This is a genomic window from Paenibacillus sp. TCA20 (assembly GCF_000732325.1).
Taxonomy (GTDB): domain Bacteria; phylum Bacillota; class Bacilli; order Paenibacillales; family Paenibacillaceae; genus Paenibacillus; species Paenibacillus urinalis.
In genome coordinates this window covers 250267-263648 of the sequence record NZ_BBIW01000008.1, presented here as the reverse complement: position 1 = coordinate 263648, position 13382 = coordinate 250267, and the positions used below count along the sequence as shown (strand labels likewise).

The 13382-nt window shown below is 47.5% G+C and carries 13 protein-coding genes and 1 pseudogene; 3 read left to right on the top strand and 11 right to left on the bottom strand.

Annotated elements, in window-relative coordinates; all coding sequences use genetic code 11:
- A pseudogene (locus TCA2_RS16785) lies at positions 1-363 on the bottom strand (hypothetical protein); the annotation flags it as partial.
- A 235-nt stretch (positions 364-598) separates the two neighbouring features.
- On the opposite strand from TCA2_RS16785, the gene TCA2_RS16780 reads away from it, so the two are divergent.
- The 3 genes from TCA2_RS16780 to TCA2_RS16770 all read left to right on the top strand — a co-directional run bounded on the left by TCA2_RS16780 (position 599) and on the right by TCA2_RS16770 (position 2358).
- Positions 599-1003, top strand: coding sequence for a hypothetical protein (locus tag TCA2_RS16780; protein ID WP_047912745.1), 405 nt, complete (start codon positions 599-601; stop codon positions 1001-1003).
- Between the two features lie 199 nt (positions 1004-1202).
- Positions 1203-1736 carry a hypothetical protein gene (locus tag TCA2_RS16775; protein ID WP_047912744.1) on the top strand — a complete coding sequence of 178 codons (534 nt, stop codon included), beginning with the start codon at positions 1203-1205 and terminating at the stop codon, positions 1734-1736.
- Positions 1737-1776: 40 nt separating this feature from the next.
- Positions 1777-2358: a hypothetical protein gene (locus tag TCA2_RS16770; protein ID WP_047912743.1), complete on the top strand. Its 582-nt coding sequence runs from the start codon at positions 1777-1779 to the stop codon at positions 2356-2358.
- A 3-nt stretch (positions 2359-2361) separates the two neighbouring features.
- On the opposite strand, the gene TCA2_RS16765 is transcribed toward TCA2_RS16770, so the two are convergent.
- The 10 genes from TCA2_RS16765 to TCA2_RS16720 all read right to left on the bottom strand — a co-directional run bounded on the left by TCA2_RS16765 (position 2362) and on the right by TCA2_RS16720 (position 13093).
- On the bottom strand, positions 2362-3693 hold the full coding sequence (locus tag TCA2_RS16765; protein ID WP_047912742.1) for an MFS transporter: 1332 nt from the start codon (positions 3691-3693) through the stop codon (positions 2362-2364).
- Positions 3694-3753: 60 nt separating this feature from the next.
- The gene (locus TCA2_RS16760) at positions 3754-4926 is read right to left on the bottom strand and encodes a winged helix-turn-helix domain-containing protein (protein ID WP_047912741.1); all 1173 of its coding nucleotides are present in this window, start codon (positions 4924-4926) and stop codon (positions 3754-3756) included.
- A gap of 134 nt (positions 4927-5060) precedes the next feature.
- Positions 5061-5855 carry an ABC transporter ATP-binding protein gene (locus tag TCA2_RS16755; protein WP_047912740.1) on the bottom strand — a complete coding sequence of 265 codons (795 nt, stop codon included), beginning with the start codon at positions 5853-5855 and terminating at the stop codon, positions 5061-5063.
- Positions 5855-6790 carry an ABC transporter permease gene (locus TCA2_RS16750; protein WP_047912739.1) on the bottom strand — a complete coding sequence of 312 codons (936 nt, stop codon included), beginning with the start codon at positions 6788-6790 and terminating at the stop codon, positions 5855-5857. Before TCA2_RS16750 ends, TCA2_RS16755 begins: the two co-directional genes overlap by 1 nt.
- An 84-nt stretch (positions 6791-6874) precedes the next feature.
- Complete coding sequence (locus TCA2_RS16745; protein ID WP_047912738.1) at positions 6875-7924, bottom strand: ABC transporter substrate-binding protein; 1050 nt, start codon at positions 7922-7924, stop codon at positions 6875-6877.
- Between the two features lie 389 nt (positions 7925-8313).
- Positions 8314-8940 (bottom strand): metalloregulator ArsR/SmtB family transcription factor, encoded by a 627-nt coding sequence (locus TCA2_RS16740; RefSeq protein ID WP_047912737.1) that lies wholly within the window; start codon positions 8938-8940, stop codon positions 8314-8316.
- 41 nt (positions 8941-8981) lie between these two features.
- A complete protein-coding gene (locus TCA2_RS16735; protein ID WP_047912736.1) occupies positions 8982-9875 on the bottom strand; it encodes a rhodanese-related sulfurtransferase in 894 nt (297 codons plus the stop codon).
- Positions 9876-10168: 293 nt separating this feature from the next.
- Positions 10169-10999: a carbohydrate ABC transporter permease gene (locus tag TCA2_RS16730; RefSeq protein ID WP_047912735.1), complete on the bottom strand. Its 831-nt coding sequence runs from the start codon at positions 10997-10999 to the stop codon at positions 10169-10171.
- Complete coding sequence (locus TCA2_RS16725; RefSeq protein ID WP_047912734.1) at positions 10999-11865, bottom strand: carbohydrate ABC transporter permease; 867 nt, start codon at positions 11863-11865, stop codon at positions 10999-11001. Before TCA2_RS16725 ends, TCA2_RS16730 begins: the two co-directional genes overlap by 1 nt.
- A 19-nt stretch (positions 11866-11884) precedes the next feature.
- On the bottom strand, positions 11885-13093 hold the full coding sequence (locus TCA2_RS16720) for an ABC transporter substrate-binding protein (RefSeq protein ID WP_238546429.1): 1209 nt from the start codon (positions 13091-13093) through the stop codon (positions 11885-11887).
- Between the last annotated feature and the right edge of the window lie 289 nt (positions 13094-13382).

Below are 13382 nucleotides of genomic sequence, written 5' to 3'. Positions count from 1 at the left end.
TACACTCGTCAATGTTCCATCCAACAGGTTCGTCAACGTTCCCGCCGTAATCGTTGTGCCCAGTACGCTTGTGATCGTTCCGGCGGTAATCGTCGCTCCAAGCACACTCGTAATGGTCCCGGCTGTAATGGTGGCTCCCATCACATTCGAGATGGTTCCATCCAGCAGGCTTGTGAGCGTCCCGGCAGTAATCGTTACATTCGATATGCCTGGCATATTACTGATGGTTCCGTCCAATATAACGCCAATCAGGTTGCCGCTTGTATCTGTTCTGACCGGATGGCTGACATTTGCGTCATCAGTCCCGTAAATTAAACTTCTTAAATTATCCGGATTCAAGTTAAAGGTTGAAAAGTTAGGCATTTCTCACATTGCACCTCCTTATCGCTTAACCAAGGGTTCACACATATAAAGTGCTACCGTACTGTATGCAAGCAGAGGGACACGCGGTAACGGCACAAGCCGGGAAATGATGCCTAAGCCTTTTATAATTGAGAGTCACGGTCACGGATCAGATGGTTATGTTGAAGCAGGGAAAAGATGGTCCTGGGCGAAATAGAATGCTATTCAGCTTCTTACTAAGGAGGACAACTATAACATGGATCCAAAGAAAATTTTTTTGATTGAACTGCACGAAATCATTAAAAATAGCTCCGAGATACGAAATCAACTTGTATACCCATCAGAGGATAACATAACGTGGGATGAGTTTAAGTTGAGCACAGAAGAAGTGAATGCTTTGAAAAACTATAATTTTGATGATGCAGCCTTATCCGCTATAGAAAAAACAGTCAGAGACAATATTATGGGCGCATTTTTCCGTGCTTTTGCCTTGTTGGATGCCGTAGGAGACCCCGAAATTGTTGTAGGGGAGCAGACTTGGCTGGGACTGACATTACGAGAACGGAAGTCGGATGAGGAGGATGTTCACGAGGAATTTTTGCACGGTGAGTTTTATGCGGTGTATTGGGATTGGCTGGAACAGAAAAATAAAGATAAATGATTTTGTTAGCTTACAATGCTTATAAAATTTTTGATTTCATGAGCAGTTCTTATTTTTATGAGCTGCTTCATTTTCTCCTGCGAATATAGAGAGACAACCCAAACCCGTCCGCCAAACTTCGCATATATATAATTCAAGGTAGTCGTGAACGGCAGCTGCTAACCAATTGAATCTTCAAAATGCAAGGGAGGAGGATCCTATGACGAATTACTCTGTATTCAATACAGCCAACAAGCCCATTTATGTACAGCAGACCAACACTTACGTGTCTCCTGCTATTGAGTCCATGCCTGATCTCAGCGCCGCCTCTGCCGGCAGGCTGTTTACCCTGACCACAGGGAATGTCAGCGCAGGTGGCGGCGCAAATCTGCTGCTTCAAGTCGTTAACCCGGCAGCAAGCACACGTACAATATATCTATCTCAGATCATCGGAGGCAGTACAGCCGCCGCTTCACTTATTGTGTATAATGGCGGGATACTTACCGGAGGAACCACACCTGTTCCGGTTAACAATAACTTCGGAAACAGCGTGACCAGTGCAGTGACAACACAGCAGGTAACAGGAACCGTAACCGGCTCGCCGGTCACCCTGATGAGTATTCCTCTTACTGCTGGAGCATACAATATTCAGCTGCGCGGGTCTGTTATCGTTCCTCCCGGACGTTCAGTAACCATTAGCATCGGCCCTGGATCGCTCACCGGCTCCATCAACCTGACTTGGTGGGAGGTCTGAGTATGAATACATTCATAACATTCATAAAGGAGGGATCTGCGTGCCAAACGACCATATCTTCGGATCTGCGAACAAACCCCTTGCGGATCGTAATGTGAATACCTATCAAGCCCCAGCGATCGGCGCCCCTCCCGAATCGAGCGCAGGCCGAGCTGGAGCCCTATTCACTGCGGGAGCCACAAACTCGACTTCACTGGGACTGCTTGGCGGTAGTGTTATTATCACCGTTCAAATTACGAATCCTGCCGGCAGCGGAAGAAACGTTTATATCTCTCGTATAACCGGCGGTATCAATGTCGCTCTTAACCTCCTCTCCTCCTTCACCGGAACGTTGGCTATTGTACGCAATGGAACACTTGGAAGTCCGGCTGTGCTGACTCCAGTGAACACGAATTTCGCTAGCAGCAGCACATCTCTGATGACAGCGAGGTCTTCTAACACTGCGTCTACAGGTGGAACGCCGGTACTGTCCATGCCGCTCGCTACCGGGCCCTTCAGCTTCGATGAGATCGGTCGATTCATTGTGCCGCCAGGCCAGTCCTACACCTTAACGGTCAGCGGTTCTCTATCCGTAGCCGGTCTGCTCGCTTCTACAGCCAATGTGATGTGGTGGGAAGCTTAGTCTTTACTGTATTGCTGCTTGCTTAGATTCATGCTGGTCCTCACTCCTCATGTGGTGAACTCCCCACCACTTCTTACCGAACAGCAGACCTATTAATCCAATCATTGCAACGATGAATCCAATCCCAAAAAAGGCGATTTCTACACCCGCCAGCTCAATGATCGCCCCTCCTGCCAAAGGCGCAGTGACGAGCGCGACACTCACCAGCGTATTACTAATGCCGAATACACGGCCTACCATTTCTATGCTGCTCTCCTTCTGCATGATGGTCTGGTTCGTGACCATGTACAGACCATTTCCGAGCCCAATAACGAGTGCAAGTCCAGTGATCAACCATGAAGAGCTCCCGCTTGGAACAAGCCCCAGCCCGGCAATGCCGAGACCGATCCCCATCGCACCTGTACCCAGGCCAAATCGGTATCCTATATGCTCCTGCCTGTTTACAATGAGCAGCACAATCACTGCGCCCAGCCCAATTGCAGCTACCAATATGCCCAGCATCGATTCGTTATTAGGGGCAATCTCCCGGAGCAGAACGGTAAACTGGTAATCCACCATCAACAAGGCTGTCAGGCCAAAAAAGCAATAAATCATCGTATGCAGCAATACCCGACGCTGCAAAAGGTACTTCCACCCTTCCTTCCACTCCTGCCACACCGTTCCTCTCCGAATATATCCTTCCTCGGATTGAACCACTTCTGTGTAAACATTACTGACCGGTATCGTCTTCTTCACATCGTCTGAAGCATGTCGAACCGTCCAGAGCATTGCACAAGAAGCGATCCTTCCTGCTGCACCGATTAAAATACATATCTGAGGTGTGAACATCGCGAGAATTATACCGCCGAGAAGAGGACCCGCAATCTTGGAGAGCTGGTTGACCAGCCCGTTAATCGACGTCGCTTGGAGCAGCTCCTCCTCCTTAACCACCTGTCTTGTCATCGCCTGCTGAGCTGGCATCACAAAAGTCGATACGGCTGACCGGAGCATAAGAACGGGAATAATCCAGTAGATACTCGGTGCGACAAGTAAACACGGGGTCAGAACGGCGCTTAATAAATCACATAAGAACATAAGCCTTACCTTAGGCACTCGATCTGCAATTGTACCCGCAAAGGAGCCAAGCAGCAGTCCCGGCAATGCCATGGCGACAGGAACCAGTGCCAAGGTCATTGGTGTTACTCCCCACCGATAGACGAGCAGTACCTGAATGGCAATGGCATCAAACCAATCGCCAAAAGAAGCTGTCGCGTAGGCAGAGAACAGCCTCATAAATATTTTATTAGAGAGTAGACTTCGACTCTGGAGTTTGGTGTTGAACCATTTATGTAGCATATGAATTCCCCCGCTATCTTTAGAATGCATCCAGCATAACGGGGTTATATCAGAGGAATATCAGACAGAGCGCAGGAGTCCTCTGATCACAGAGGAGCAGGCCTCTTTTCGCGAGGTATAGTGATGACGTTCGTCCAGATCCTGAAAGATGCTCCGAAGCTTCGATCTTAGACCTATAACCGCCTTATCCGTCTGAGCAGGAGGGTGTAGCTCCATATAATACAAAAATTGACGCACAGACAGCAGAATGTGAGGCACGAATCCGGATTGACCGTAGACTTCAAGCGCATCATCCACCGCTGCTGATGCCTCCCTGATCTGTCCCTGTCGGTAATACCATATTCCTTTCATATAGAGAAATCTGCATATTTCCCGCAGATAGGGCTTATGATCAAGCGATCGGCTGATCTCTTGAATGCTCTTCTCAACTCCGGCACAATCCGCTTCATGAATATATAGGAGCAGCTCAGATAACATGAGTGGAATACGAAAGCCCTCCAAGTCGTCCTCTTCGTCAAGCAGCCTGTAGGTAGCGGCTATTCGTTCTTCTGCTTCGGAATACATGCCATTCTCCACATAGAGATCAATGATGTTTAGATAATACATTTCCCTGTGGAACTCAGGCTCCAGTCGAGAGTGTAACAGTGCCGTCTCACAGAGCTGAAGCCCTTCCTGAGGAGAAGCGATCACGCCATACAGAATCAGCAGCCAGTATAGTCTATCCTCAGCCTTAAGGTCATCACGGCTCATAAACCAGTCGAGATCACCCCCCAGAAAATGCAAATAGTTCTCGTAAAAAGGGGCGACTTCAATCCCGAGCGCCTCCTGCTGTGCGATCAGCGTTGTAATGGATTTGCCTTGACCGAAGAGATGGTACTTTTGGAATAACTGATGGACTGCCGACTGAAGCTCCGTATCCGCCATCGATGGATTGAGAACAACCGAAGATTTCTGTTCTGCCGTAAGACGGTATCCCAAGCCTCTAACGGTATGTATTTTAATTTCCGAAATGATAAACAACTTCTTGCGCAGCCTGTAAATATGATCATCCACCGTCCGTTCCCCGGGATATTCAAGCGGCCATACCTGGTCCAGCAAATGCTCCCGCGTAAAGGTCTTCCCTTGGTTCCGGTACAGAAAATAGAGAAGTGCGAACTCCTTGGACAGCAAGGTGACCTGTCCGCCCGAACTGCTTACCGTATAATCTCCTTCATGAAAATAAATGTGAGCCATGCTCGTTCACCCCTTGCCTGATGCTGCTTCTATTGTATATCGGTCGAGCCAAAAATTGCACGCATATCAAAGAGCCCCTGCACGAGAGAGCCGTGAGGGGCGTGAGGGGCGTAAGAGGTTTAATACATATATCTTTAACCGAGCACAACCCGGTCATCTGACAGCTTCGTTCCGCTGATTCGCTCAAACTCCTGAAGCAGCTCCGGTACAGTTAATGTCTTCTTGCGTTCGGCATTGACGTCAAGAATAATCCGGCCTTTATCCATCATAATGAGCCGGTTGCCAAGCCTTATAGCCTGCTCCATGTTATGAGTAACCATCAGTGTGGTCAGGTTCATCTCACGGACCAGCGTTTCGGTAATATTCGTAATCAGCTCAGCTCTTGATGGATCAAGTGCAGCCGTATGCTCATCCAGCAGCAGAATCTCCGGCTGGGTGAACGTTGCCATGAGCAGGCTGAGCGCCTGACGCTCACCTCCGGACAGCAAGCCGACCTTAGCTCTGACTCGGTGCTCAAGACCGATCCCCAGCTTCTCCAGCTGCTCTCGGAACAGCGTTCGCGTCTTCTGGTTGATGCCAAAGGATAAGCCGCGGGATTTCCCGCGCCGGTAGGCCATCGCCAAATTTTCTTCAATCGTCATCATCGGTGCAGTTCCTGCCATCGGGTCCTGAAACACCCGGCCGATCCACTGACTTCGCTTGTATTCAGGCAGCTGGCTGATCGTTTGATTCCGAATCTGCACTTCACCTGCATCTGGCTTCATTACACCCGATATAATATTCATCAAAGTCGATTTACCTGCACCATTACTGCCGATGACTGTGACAAAATCTCCTTCATTCAAGGTTAAGTGGGCATCCATAAGCGCAATCTTCTCATCCACGGTACCTGGATTAAACAGCTTGGACACGTGATTGATATGCAGCATTACAGGTCACCTCCCATCGATTTACTACCCGTGCCGGACAGCAGCTCTGTCGTTCTCCGCCGCGCCATGTTCTTCTGACGAATACTGCGTTGTATAGAAGGAATCAGAAGCGCCAGAATAACGATAACAGCCGTAATAATCTTCAAATCTGAAGTCTCGAATCCAGGTACCCGAAGGGCGATCATAACGACGATGCGGTATACAATAGAACCAATGATTACGGACAGTGTCGCCAGGAAAATGCTGCGCTTGCCCACGATGGCTTCCCCGATAATAACTGACGCGAGTCCAACCACAATCATTCCAATTCCCATGCTTATATCCGCAAATCCTTGATACTGTGCCAAAAATGCACCGGATAGAGCCACCAGTCCGTTAGACAGACTAATACCGACCAGCTTGGTTGTATCGGTGTTCGCTCCGAAGCTGCGAATCATTCGCTCATTGTCTCCTGTTGCACGGAGAGCCAGACCGAGATCTGTTTTGAAGAACACATCAAGCAGCACTTTAACAACAAACGCTACTATGAACATAAACAGTAGAACATTCAGACTCGAGAAAACATTGTCAACACCCAGCAGAGACAGGTTCGGTGCACCCAAAATTCTCATGTTAATCGAATGCAGGGCAATCATCATTAATATACCGGACAACAGTCCATTAATCTTACCCTTCGTATGCAAGAGCCCTGTACATGCCCCGGCGACCAGCCCCCCTCCAAAGGCTGCAAGTGTCGCAAGCCAAGGTGAGAAGTCATTCGTAATCATAATGGCAGCAATTGCCGCACCTGTAGTAAAGCTCTGATCTACCGTAAGATCCGGAAAATCAAGAATTCGGAACGTAATGTATACACCGAGAGCCATTAATGCATACAAGAGCCCTAGTTCAATCGCTCCAGGAGTCGATTTCAGCAGACTAAGCAACGTTTCTAACATGTGTTATCCTCCTATTTGCAAAAAAGCAGGGTGGTATGTCGTCCACCCTGCTTCCGAGCATTCAGCATACTAACCTAAATTAGGTTACTCGATGATGTTGTTCTCTTGATCCTCTACTGCTGCTTTCATTTCATCCGTAACTTCAATGCCTTGCTCTCCAGCCGCCTTCAGATTCAGAATAAGATCCAGCTTGTCCGGTACAGTCACCTCAAGATCTCCTGGATTCGTTCCGTTCTGCAGGATGTCAGCAGCCATCTCGCCTACTTGGTAGCCATGATCGTAATACTTGAAGCCGACGGTAGCAAAAGCGCCCTTCTCTACCGTATCCCGATCACTGGAGAAGAAAGGAATATCATTATCGTTCGCTGTCTTGATCATGGTGTCCACCGCACTGACGACCGTATTGTCCAGCGTGATATAGAATGCATCTACTTTGCCAATGAGCGAATCAGCTGCCTGCTGAACCTCGGAAGTATTGGTTGCTGCTGCTTTAACCAGCTTAATACCATGCTCAGCAAACGCTTTCTCCGCATTGTCTGCCATGACAACTGCGTTCGGTTCACCTTCATTAAGAACAAGCCCAACCGATTTAATATCCGGTAATTGCGCTGCGATAAAATCTGCCAGCTTCACAATCGCCTCTGGATTCGTATCGGATGCGCCAGAGACATTACCGCCCGGCTTCTTAAGGTCCGTTACCAGTCTGGCATCTAAAGGATCAGTTACAGCCGCGAACAATACAGGCTTGTCCTTCACCTGGCTTACGACAGCCTGTGCGGAAGGTGTAGCAATCGCAAGTACGAGATCACTGCTGTCCGTTGCAATCTTCTGGGCGATGGAGTTGTTATTGGCCGCATCCGCCTGTGCGTTGTTATAATCGATCTTTAGATTCTCATCCTCTACAAGTCCTGCATCCTTAAGCGCCGCAATAAAACCCTCTTGTGTGGCATCCAGAGAAGGATGCTCAACATATTGAGAGATCGATATGGAATAGGTTTTCCCTTCTGCTTCCTCTCCGCCGCCGGTACCTCCAGAACCCGCAGAACCTGAAGTACTATCAGGATCGTTGCCGCATCCCGCAACCAGCGCAATTGAAGCCGTTACCAATAATGACATCCACCATTTTTTACTCATTCGTGCTTCCCCTCTCTTCATTCACATTGTCTGTTTCTACTTTTCATTAGACCCACTCAAAATCCAGCTTCTTGTTTGCACGACCTAATTCCATATTATTCCTCTAACATGCTGTGTCACATAATAGCATTAGCGCTTTTATATTTAACTGCACTAAAGCAATTAGACGCAGGACATGCCAAGTCTTGGAAATAATTGACGCACGGTCGATATCACTTTTTCCCTAATATTAAGGGTGCTTGTACTATTCGTCAATTAATACTTTTACTGCGAATTCATTTCCACAGTTCATTTAAAAGATGTCATGTAAAAAAAACGAAGCATCCGGCGGGTAATTCCGCCAAAATGCTTCTTCTCAAGCTTCATATGATTATTCTAAGATACTTCGACTAAGACAACCCGATCTTGTAAGTACAGCATCTTCCGCCCTTGGCAAGACACTCCGTACGGGATACCGAAACCTCAAGCAGGGATTGAAACAGCTCCAACTCACAGCGGCAGGCCTGTCCGTAGGCATCCGCCACTTCAGAGATGGGGCAATTGTATTCTTTCAGCACGAAGCCCTGTTCCTCTTCCATCAGCTCGGTCATATATCCATTGTCATTCTGGATGGCGGCAAGAGATCGAACTCGGCCAGCCAGGTCCTTGCCCTTCATCTCCGTGGCATACCGCTGGTGCAGCTTGTTCCTTCTCCGCTCGAATAACAGGTCGATCATCTCTTCACCCGACTCCTCGGCAAGCTCGCCTAGCAGATCGAGCGTTACCTTCGGGTACGTCTTCGGAAACAGCCCCTCTCCACGCTCGGTAAGGCCAAATACTGCAGAAGGGCGACCGGCGGTCTGCCGGATTTCGCTCGTTGCGATATGTCCATCCTTCTCCAGTGTCGCCAGGTGCCTGCGGACTGCCATTTCCGTAATGCCCAGTTCAGCTGTAATTTCACGAGCACTTAAGGGACCTTGAACCTTCAGCATGTGAAGGATTCGCTGACGTGTAGACTTCTCTTTGGGCGCGCTCATTACAACCACCTGCTTTCATGTCAGTGAAGATGCGGATCTGATTAAGATATAGCCTTCGCGTGCGCCTCTTCCCGGCAAGCATCGGAGCAGAAATGCTGATGCTCTTCCTCACATGCCTCACATGATACATATTGGAGATTGCATGTTGGACAGTTCACATATTGGTCATGCGTTGTTCCACAGTGGTAGCAGGAAGCAATGACAATATCCTCTTCCGTCTGATTGATTGGCACGGAAATTCTTTCATCGAATACATAGCACTTTCCGTCAAACAATCGGCCTTGTACTTCTGGGTCTTTACCGTAAGTCACAATACCGCCCTCAAGCTGGGCTACATCCTCGAAGCCTTCTTTGATCAGGAATCCGGTCAGCTTCTCGCAGCGGATACCGCCTGTGCAGTAGGTGATGACTTTCTTGTCTTTGATATCGCCTAGATTCTCACGAATCCATTCCGGAAACTCACGGAAGGATTTGACGTCTGGACGGATCGCACCGCGGAAGTGACCGATCTCGTACTCATAATCATTGCGGCCGTCAATGACAACAACGTCATCGCGTTGAAGATGCTCATAGAATTCTTTCGGGCTGAGGCGTTTGCCGCCGATTACATTCGGATCAAGCTCTTCATCATATCGGAAGGTAACGAGCTCTTCCTTATGACGAACAAACATCTTCTTGAATGCATGCCCTTCCACTTCGTCAATCTTGAACCAAATATCGCTGAACAGCGGATTGGCCTTCATGTCGTTCATATATTGCTCGGTCTGCTCGTAGGTACCGGATACGGTGCCGTTAATTCCTTCTTTGGCGATCAGAATCCGTCCTTTGAGACCGAGGTCTTTGCAGTATTTTAAATGTTCCTGTGTAAAAGCCTCAGGATCCTCAATCTGGACATATTTGTAGTACAACAATACACGATAATTAGAATTACTCATTTTCTTCATTTCCACCTGTCTTTATTTATAGTTCCAAGCTATGAATTAGACAACTTGAATTTGTTTATTACCTCATAAACGACAAGAAGCAGCCGCAAAAAAGGGATTCCCTTCCGCCGCTACCGTCAGTTCTCGGGCAATGTATATATTAAGTCTATAAAAACACCGAAGCTTAGTCAATATTTATGTATAAAAAGGGGGTTGAGGCTTGTTGGAAAAGCATCCGTTTTTTGCTTGTAAACATACAAAAACACCAGGGAATCACATGATTCCGCTGGTGCTTTAATTGTGAATTAAGCTTTGACCGACCCTTGAGTTACACCATTGATGATCCATTTTTGTGCGAAAAGATAGATGATAATCATCGGCAGCATGGCCATCAGGTATGAGGCAAAGGCCAGGTTGAAGTCGGTATTAAACTGCCCTTGGAAGATGTACTGCACAAGCGGCAGTGTATACTGATCCTGATCGCTGATCATAATGAGCGGCAGCAGGAAGTCGTTATAGGTAGACAGACAGGTCAGAATGCCGACCGTTGCACTCATCGGTGCAAGCAGCGGGAAGATAATTCGCCAGAACGTACCCCATGTGGTTGCCCCATCGACCTTGGCCGCTTCTTCCAAAGCGGTTGGAATAGAGCGAATATAAGCCACGTAGATAAATACGTTAAAGGCCAGACCATACACGGTATGCAGCAGGATAAGTCCAACGAGATTGGTCATCCCGAGATTCGAAGTTAATTTAACCACAGGCAGCATAATAATCTGGAATGGAATAAACATCGCACTGACAAAATAGAAATACAACCCTTTAAAAAATTTGTGATTCATGTTCCGCGCGATCGCATAGGCGACAAGCGAGTTGGTCAGCAATGTCAGGACCACCGTCGATATCGTCACGATGGCACTGTTGCCCAGTGCGTTGAAGAAGCCTGTCATCTCAATGGCACGAGAGAAGTTATCCCACTGAATATCTGCGGGAAAGGAGAAGACCGATTGACGCATCTGCTCCGGATTTTTGATCGCAATCGTCAGCGTCATGTAGAGAGGGAACAGGATCACAATCGTACCCATCGCGACGAGCAGCGTAACCAGCCAATTGGTGCGTGAGCGTGATTTTTTCATTACATGTCACTCTCCCTTCTCTGCAGAAATCGAAGCTGAATAATCGATATAATGGCGATCAGAATGAAGTAAATGATGGCATTGGCCGATTGATAAGCAAACTCGCCGCCTTCGAAACCGCCGGTATAGATCAAGTGTGCGATGGATTGTGTGGCCCGTCCTGGTCCACCGTTCGTCATGGCTACAATGAGATCGAAGACCATAAGCGAGTTCTTCATGGCAAGAACCATGTTGATCGTGAAGAATGGAGCGATAAGCGGGAACGTAATACTCCAGAATTCACGCCATTTGCCCGCTCCGTCCAGATTGGACGCCTCATACAGATCCGTTGGGATGGTCTGCAGCCCGGCAAGATACAGGATGGTGTTGAATGCAATCCCTTGCCAGATCGCAACCGATACGACCCCAACCCATGCGAGATCCTGGCTGCCCAATATATTGGTGGACAGGGCAGTCAGTCCTAGATTTTCACCCCAGATCGGGAATACGTTCGAGAACAGGTAGTTGAATATATATCCGACGATCAGAATGCTCAAAATGTTGGGAAGGAAATATATCGCCCGGAAGAAATTCCGGTATTTGATCTTCGCATTCAGTCCCAGCGCAATCAGCAAGCTGATAATATTAATGAAGATGGTTGCCACAATGGCATATTTAATAGTAAATCCGTATGCATTCCACACGTTCTCATCTGCAAACAGATTAATATAATTTTTGAATCCAACCATATCATATTGATCGCCGAAGCCGTTCCAGTTCGTAAATGAGTAATACAACCCTTGCAATGCAGGCAGGGTCATAAACACAAAGAACAGTGCTACGGCAGGCAAAGTCATCCAGTAGAACGGAGTAAGCCGATTCTTCATGTTTGTTCCTCCTCGTATCCTATCTTCGATTTGCTACCTTATCCCACTCTTCGTCGAGCTTCTTAAGATAAGCATCAATGTCTCCGACCTGCAAAAATTCCTGTACAATTGAATTCAGCTGAACAGCAGACGGAATGTAGTGGTCAGCAAAGTCGGTGACCTGGCCTCTCTCGATATAAGGAAGGATCTCAGCTACGCTCGAATCATCCTGCGTTACGCCTTCTACTGCCGCAAACAAGTTCTGCTCATCAATATACTGCTTCATATTATCTTCACGCAGCAAAAATTTGATAAATTCAATAGCCTCAGCCTGATGCTCTGTATCTTCAGAGATCGTGAGCAGCGTGTCAATTCCGTTTACCAGCTTGATCTCTTCAGGGTCATTTCCTGTCGGGAAAGGGAAGAAGCCGATCTCAATATCCGGGTTGGCCTTACGTATCTCTGGGATTGCCCAAGTACCTTGGATATACATGAAGGCATCTCCGTTCGCGAAGGCACGGTTGCCGTCTGCATAGGTCTTACCGAAGTTGTCACTGTGTCCATAATCGAGAATCTTAAGCTGCTTCTCGGCTATTTCGCGGTAACGCTCCTGGAATGTAACTTCACCTTCTCTGCGCTGCAGATAGAAGTCAATCCCCTCCAAGTTTGGTGCAAGTGAATTAAAAGCAAGGTTGGTCTGCCAGTCGTCTTTATAAGTTAGGTAAAAAGGTATTTTACCTGCATCTTTAATTTTCTCCGCTGTCGCAATCAGCTCATCCCAAGTCTTCGGAACCTCAAGCCCCATCTCGCGGAACAGCGTCTTATTGTACATGATACCGTTTGCATTTGTTGCAAATGGAATCCCTGTAAGCTCTTCAAGACCACTTACGTCTTTAACCATCTGAATATAGCTCGGATTGATCAAATCGATCATTTCCTGATCGGTCTGTTCCATGAAAATACCGCTCTGAGACAGCATCGAGAATGTATCCGTTGCGCCCAGCGCCATAATGTCCGGGACATCATTCTTTACAAGCCGGGTCTTAAGCACCGTTTCTGCATCCGGTGGATTGACCTGTATCACTTCAATTTCAGACTGCTCCTGATTAAATTTCTCTACAAGCTTGTCAAAGGATTCCTTCGCCTCGGGCTTGTTCTGGAAGAACTCAATCTGGACCTTGCCTGAGGCCCCTTCGCTGCTGCCGCTTGCGGTAAGCATTAATGCTGCTCCACCGGCAATGAGGAGCATTTTACAACTCTTAAGCCACTGAAATCTCATGGTGTACCCCCTCTATCTTGTTCTGATAAAAGTGCTTACATTTCCACTCGGTGTAAAGCATAGCACACTCGTTTTTAATAACCAATGGTTATAAATGTCTAACTTTAAGATATATGTATTTAGTTCCATTGCAGTCTTGTCAATCGAAACCGGTTTCGATTGACAAGAAAAAAACGAGTGATATTTATTAAACACCCGTATCCTGGTTTAAACACCTGCATAATGAATTTTGTGTAGTTGAATTTTTAGAACCTTTAAT

Coding starts and splice junctions, on each gene's coding strand:
- TCA2_RS16745 (WP_047912738.1), bottom strand. CDS start 7,924: ATGAGTAAAAAATGGTGGATGTCATTATTGGTAACGGCTTCAATTGCG.
- TCA2_RS16725 (WP_047912734.1), bottom strand. CDS start 11,865: ATGAAGAATCGGCTTACTCCGTTCTACTGGATGACTTTGCCTGCCGTA.
- TCA2_RS16755 (WP_047912740.1), bottom strand. CDS start 5,855: ATGCTGCATATCAATCACGTGTCCAAGCTGTTTAATCCAGGTACCGTG.
- TCA2_RS16760 (WP_047912741.1), bottom strand. CDS start 4,926: ATGGCTCACATTTATTTTCATGAAGGAGATTATACGGTAAGCAGTTCG.
- TCA2_RS16765 (WP_047912742.1), bottom strand. CDS start 3,693: ATGCTACATAAATGGTTCAACACCAAACTCCAGAGTCGAAGTCTACTC.
- TCA2_RS16780 (WP_047912745.1), top strand. CDS start 599: ATGGATCCAAAGAAAATTTTTTTGATTGAACTGCACGAAATCATTAAA.
- TCA2_RS16740 (WP_047912737.1), bottom strand. CDS start 8,940: ATGAGCGCGCCCAAAGAGAAGTCTACACGTCAGCGAATCCTTCACATG.
- TCA2_RS16720 (WP_238546429.1), bottom strand. CDS start 13,093: ATGCTCCTCATTGCCGGTGGAGCAGCATTAATGCTTACCGCAAGCGGC.
- TCA2_RS16735 (WP_047912736.1), bottom strand. CDS start 9,875: ATGAGTAATTCTAATTATCGTGTATTGTTGTACTACAAATATGTCCAG.
- TCA2_RS16750 (WP_047912739.1), bottom strand. CDS start 6,790: ATGTTAGAAACGTTGCTTAGTCTGCTGAAATCGACTCCTGGAGCGATT.
- TCA2_RS16775 (WP_047912744.1), top strand. CDS start 1,203: ATGACGAATTACTCTGTATTCAATACAGCCAACAAGCCCATTTATGTA.
- TCA2_RS16730 (WP_047912735.1), bottom strand. CDS start 10,999: ATGAAAAAATCACGCTCACGCACCAATTGGCTGGTTACGCTGCTCGTC.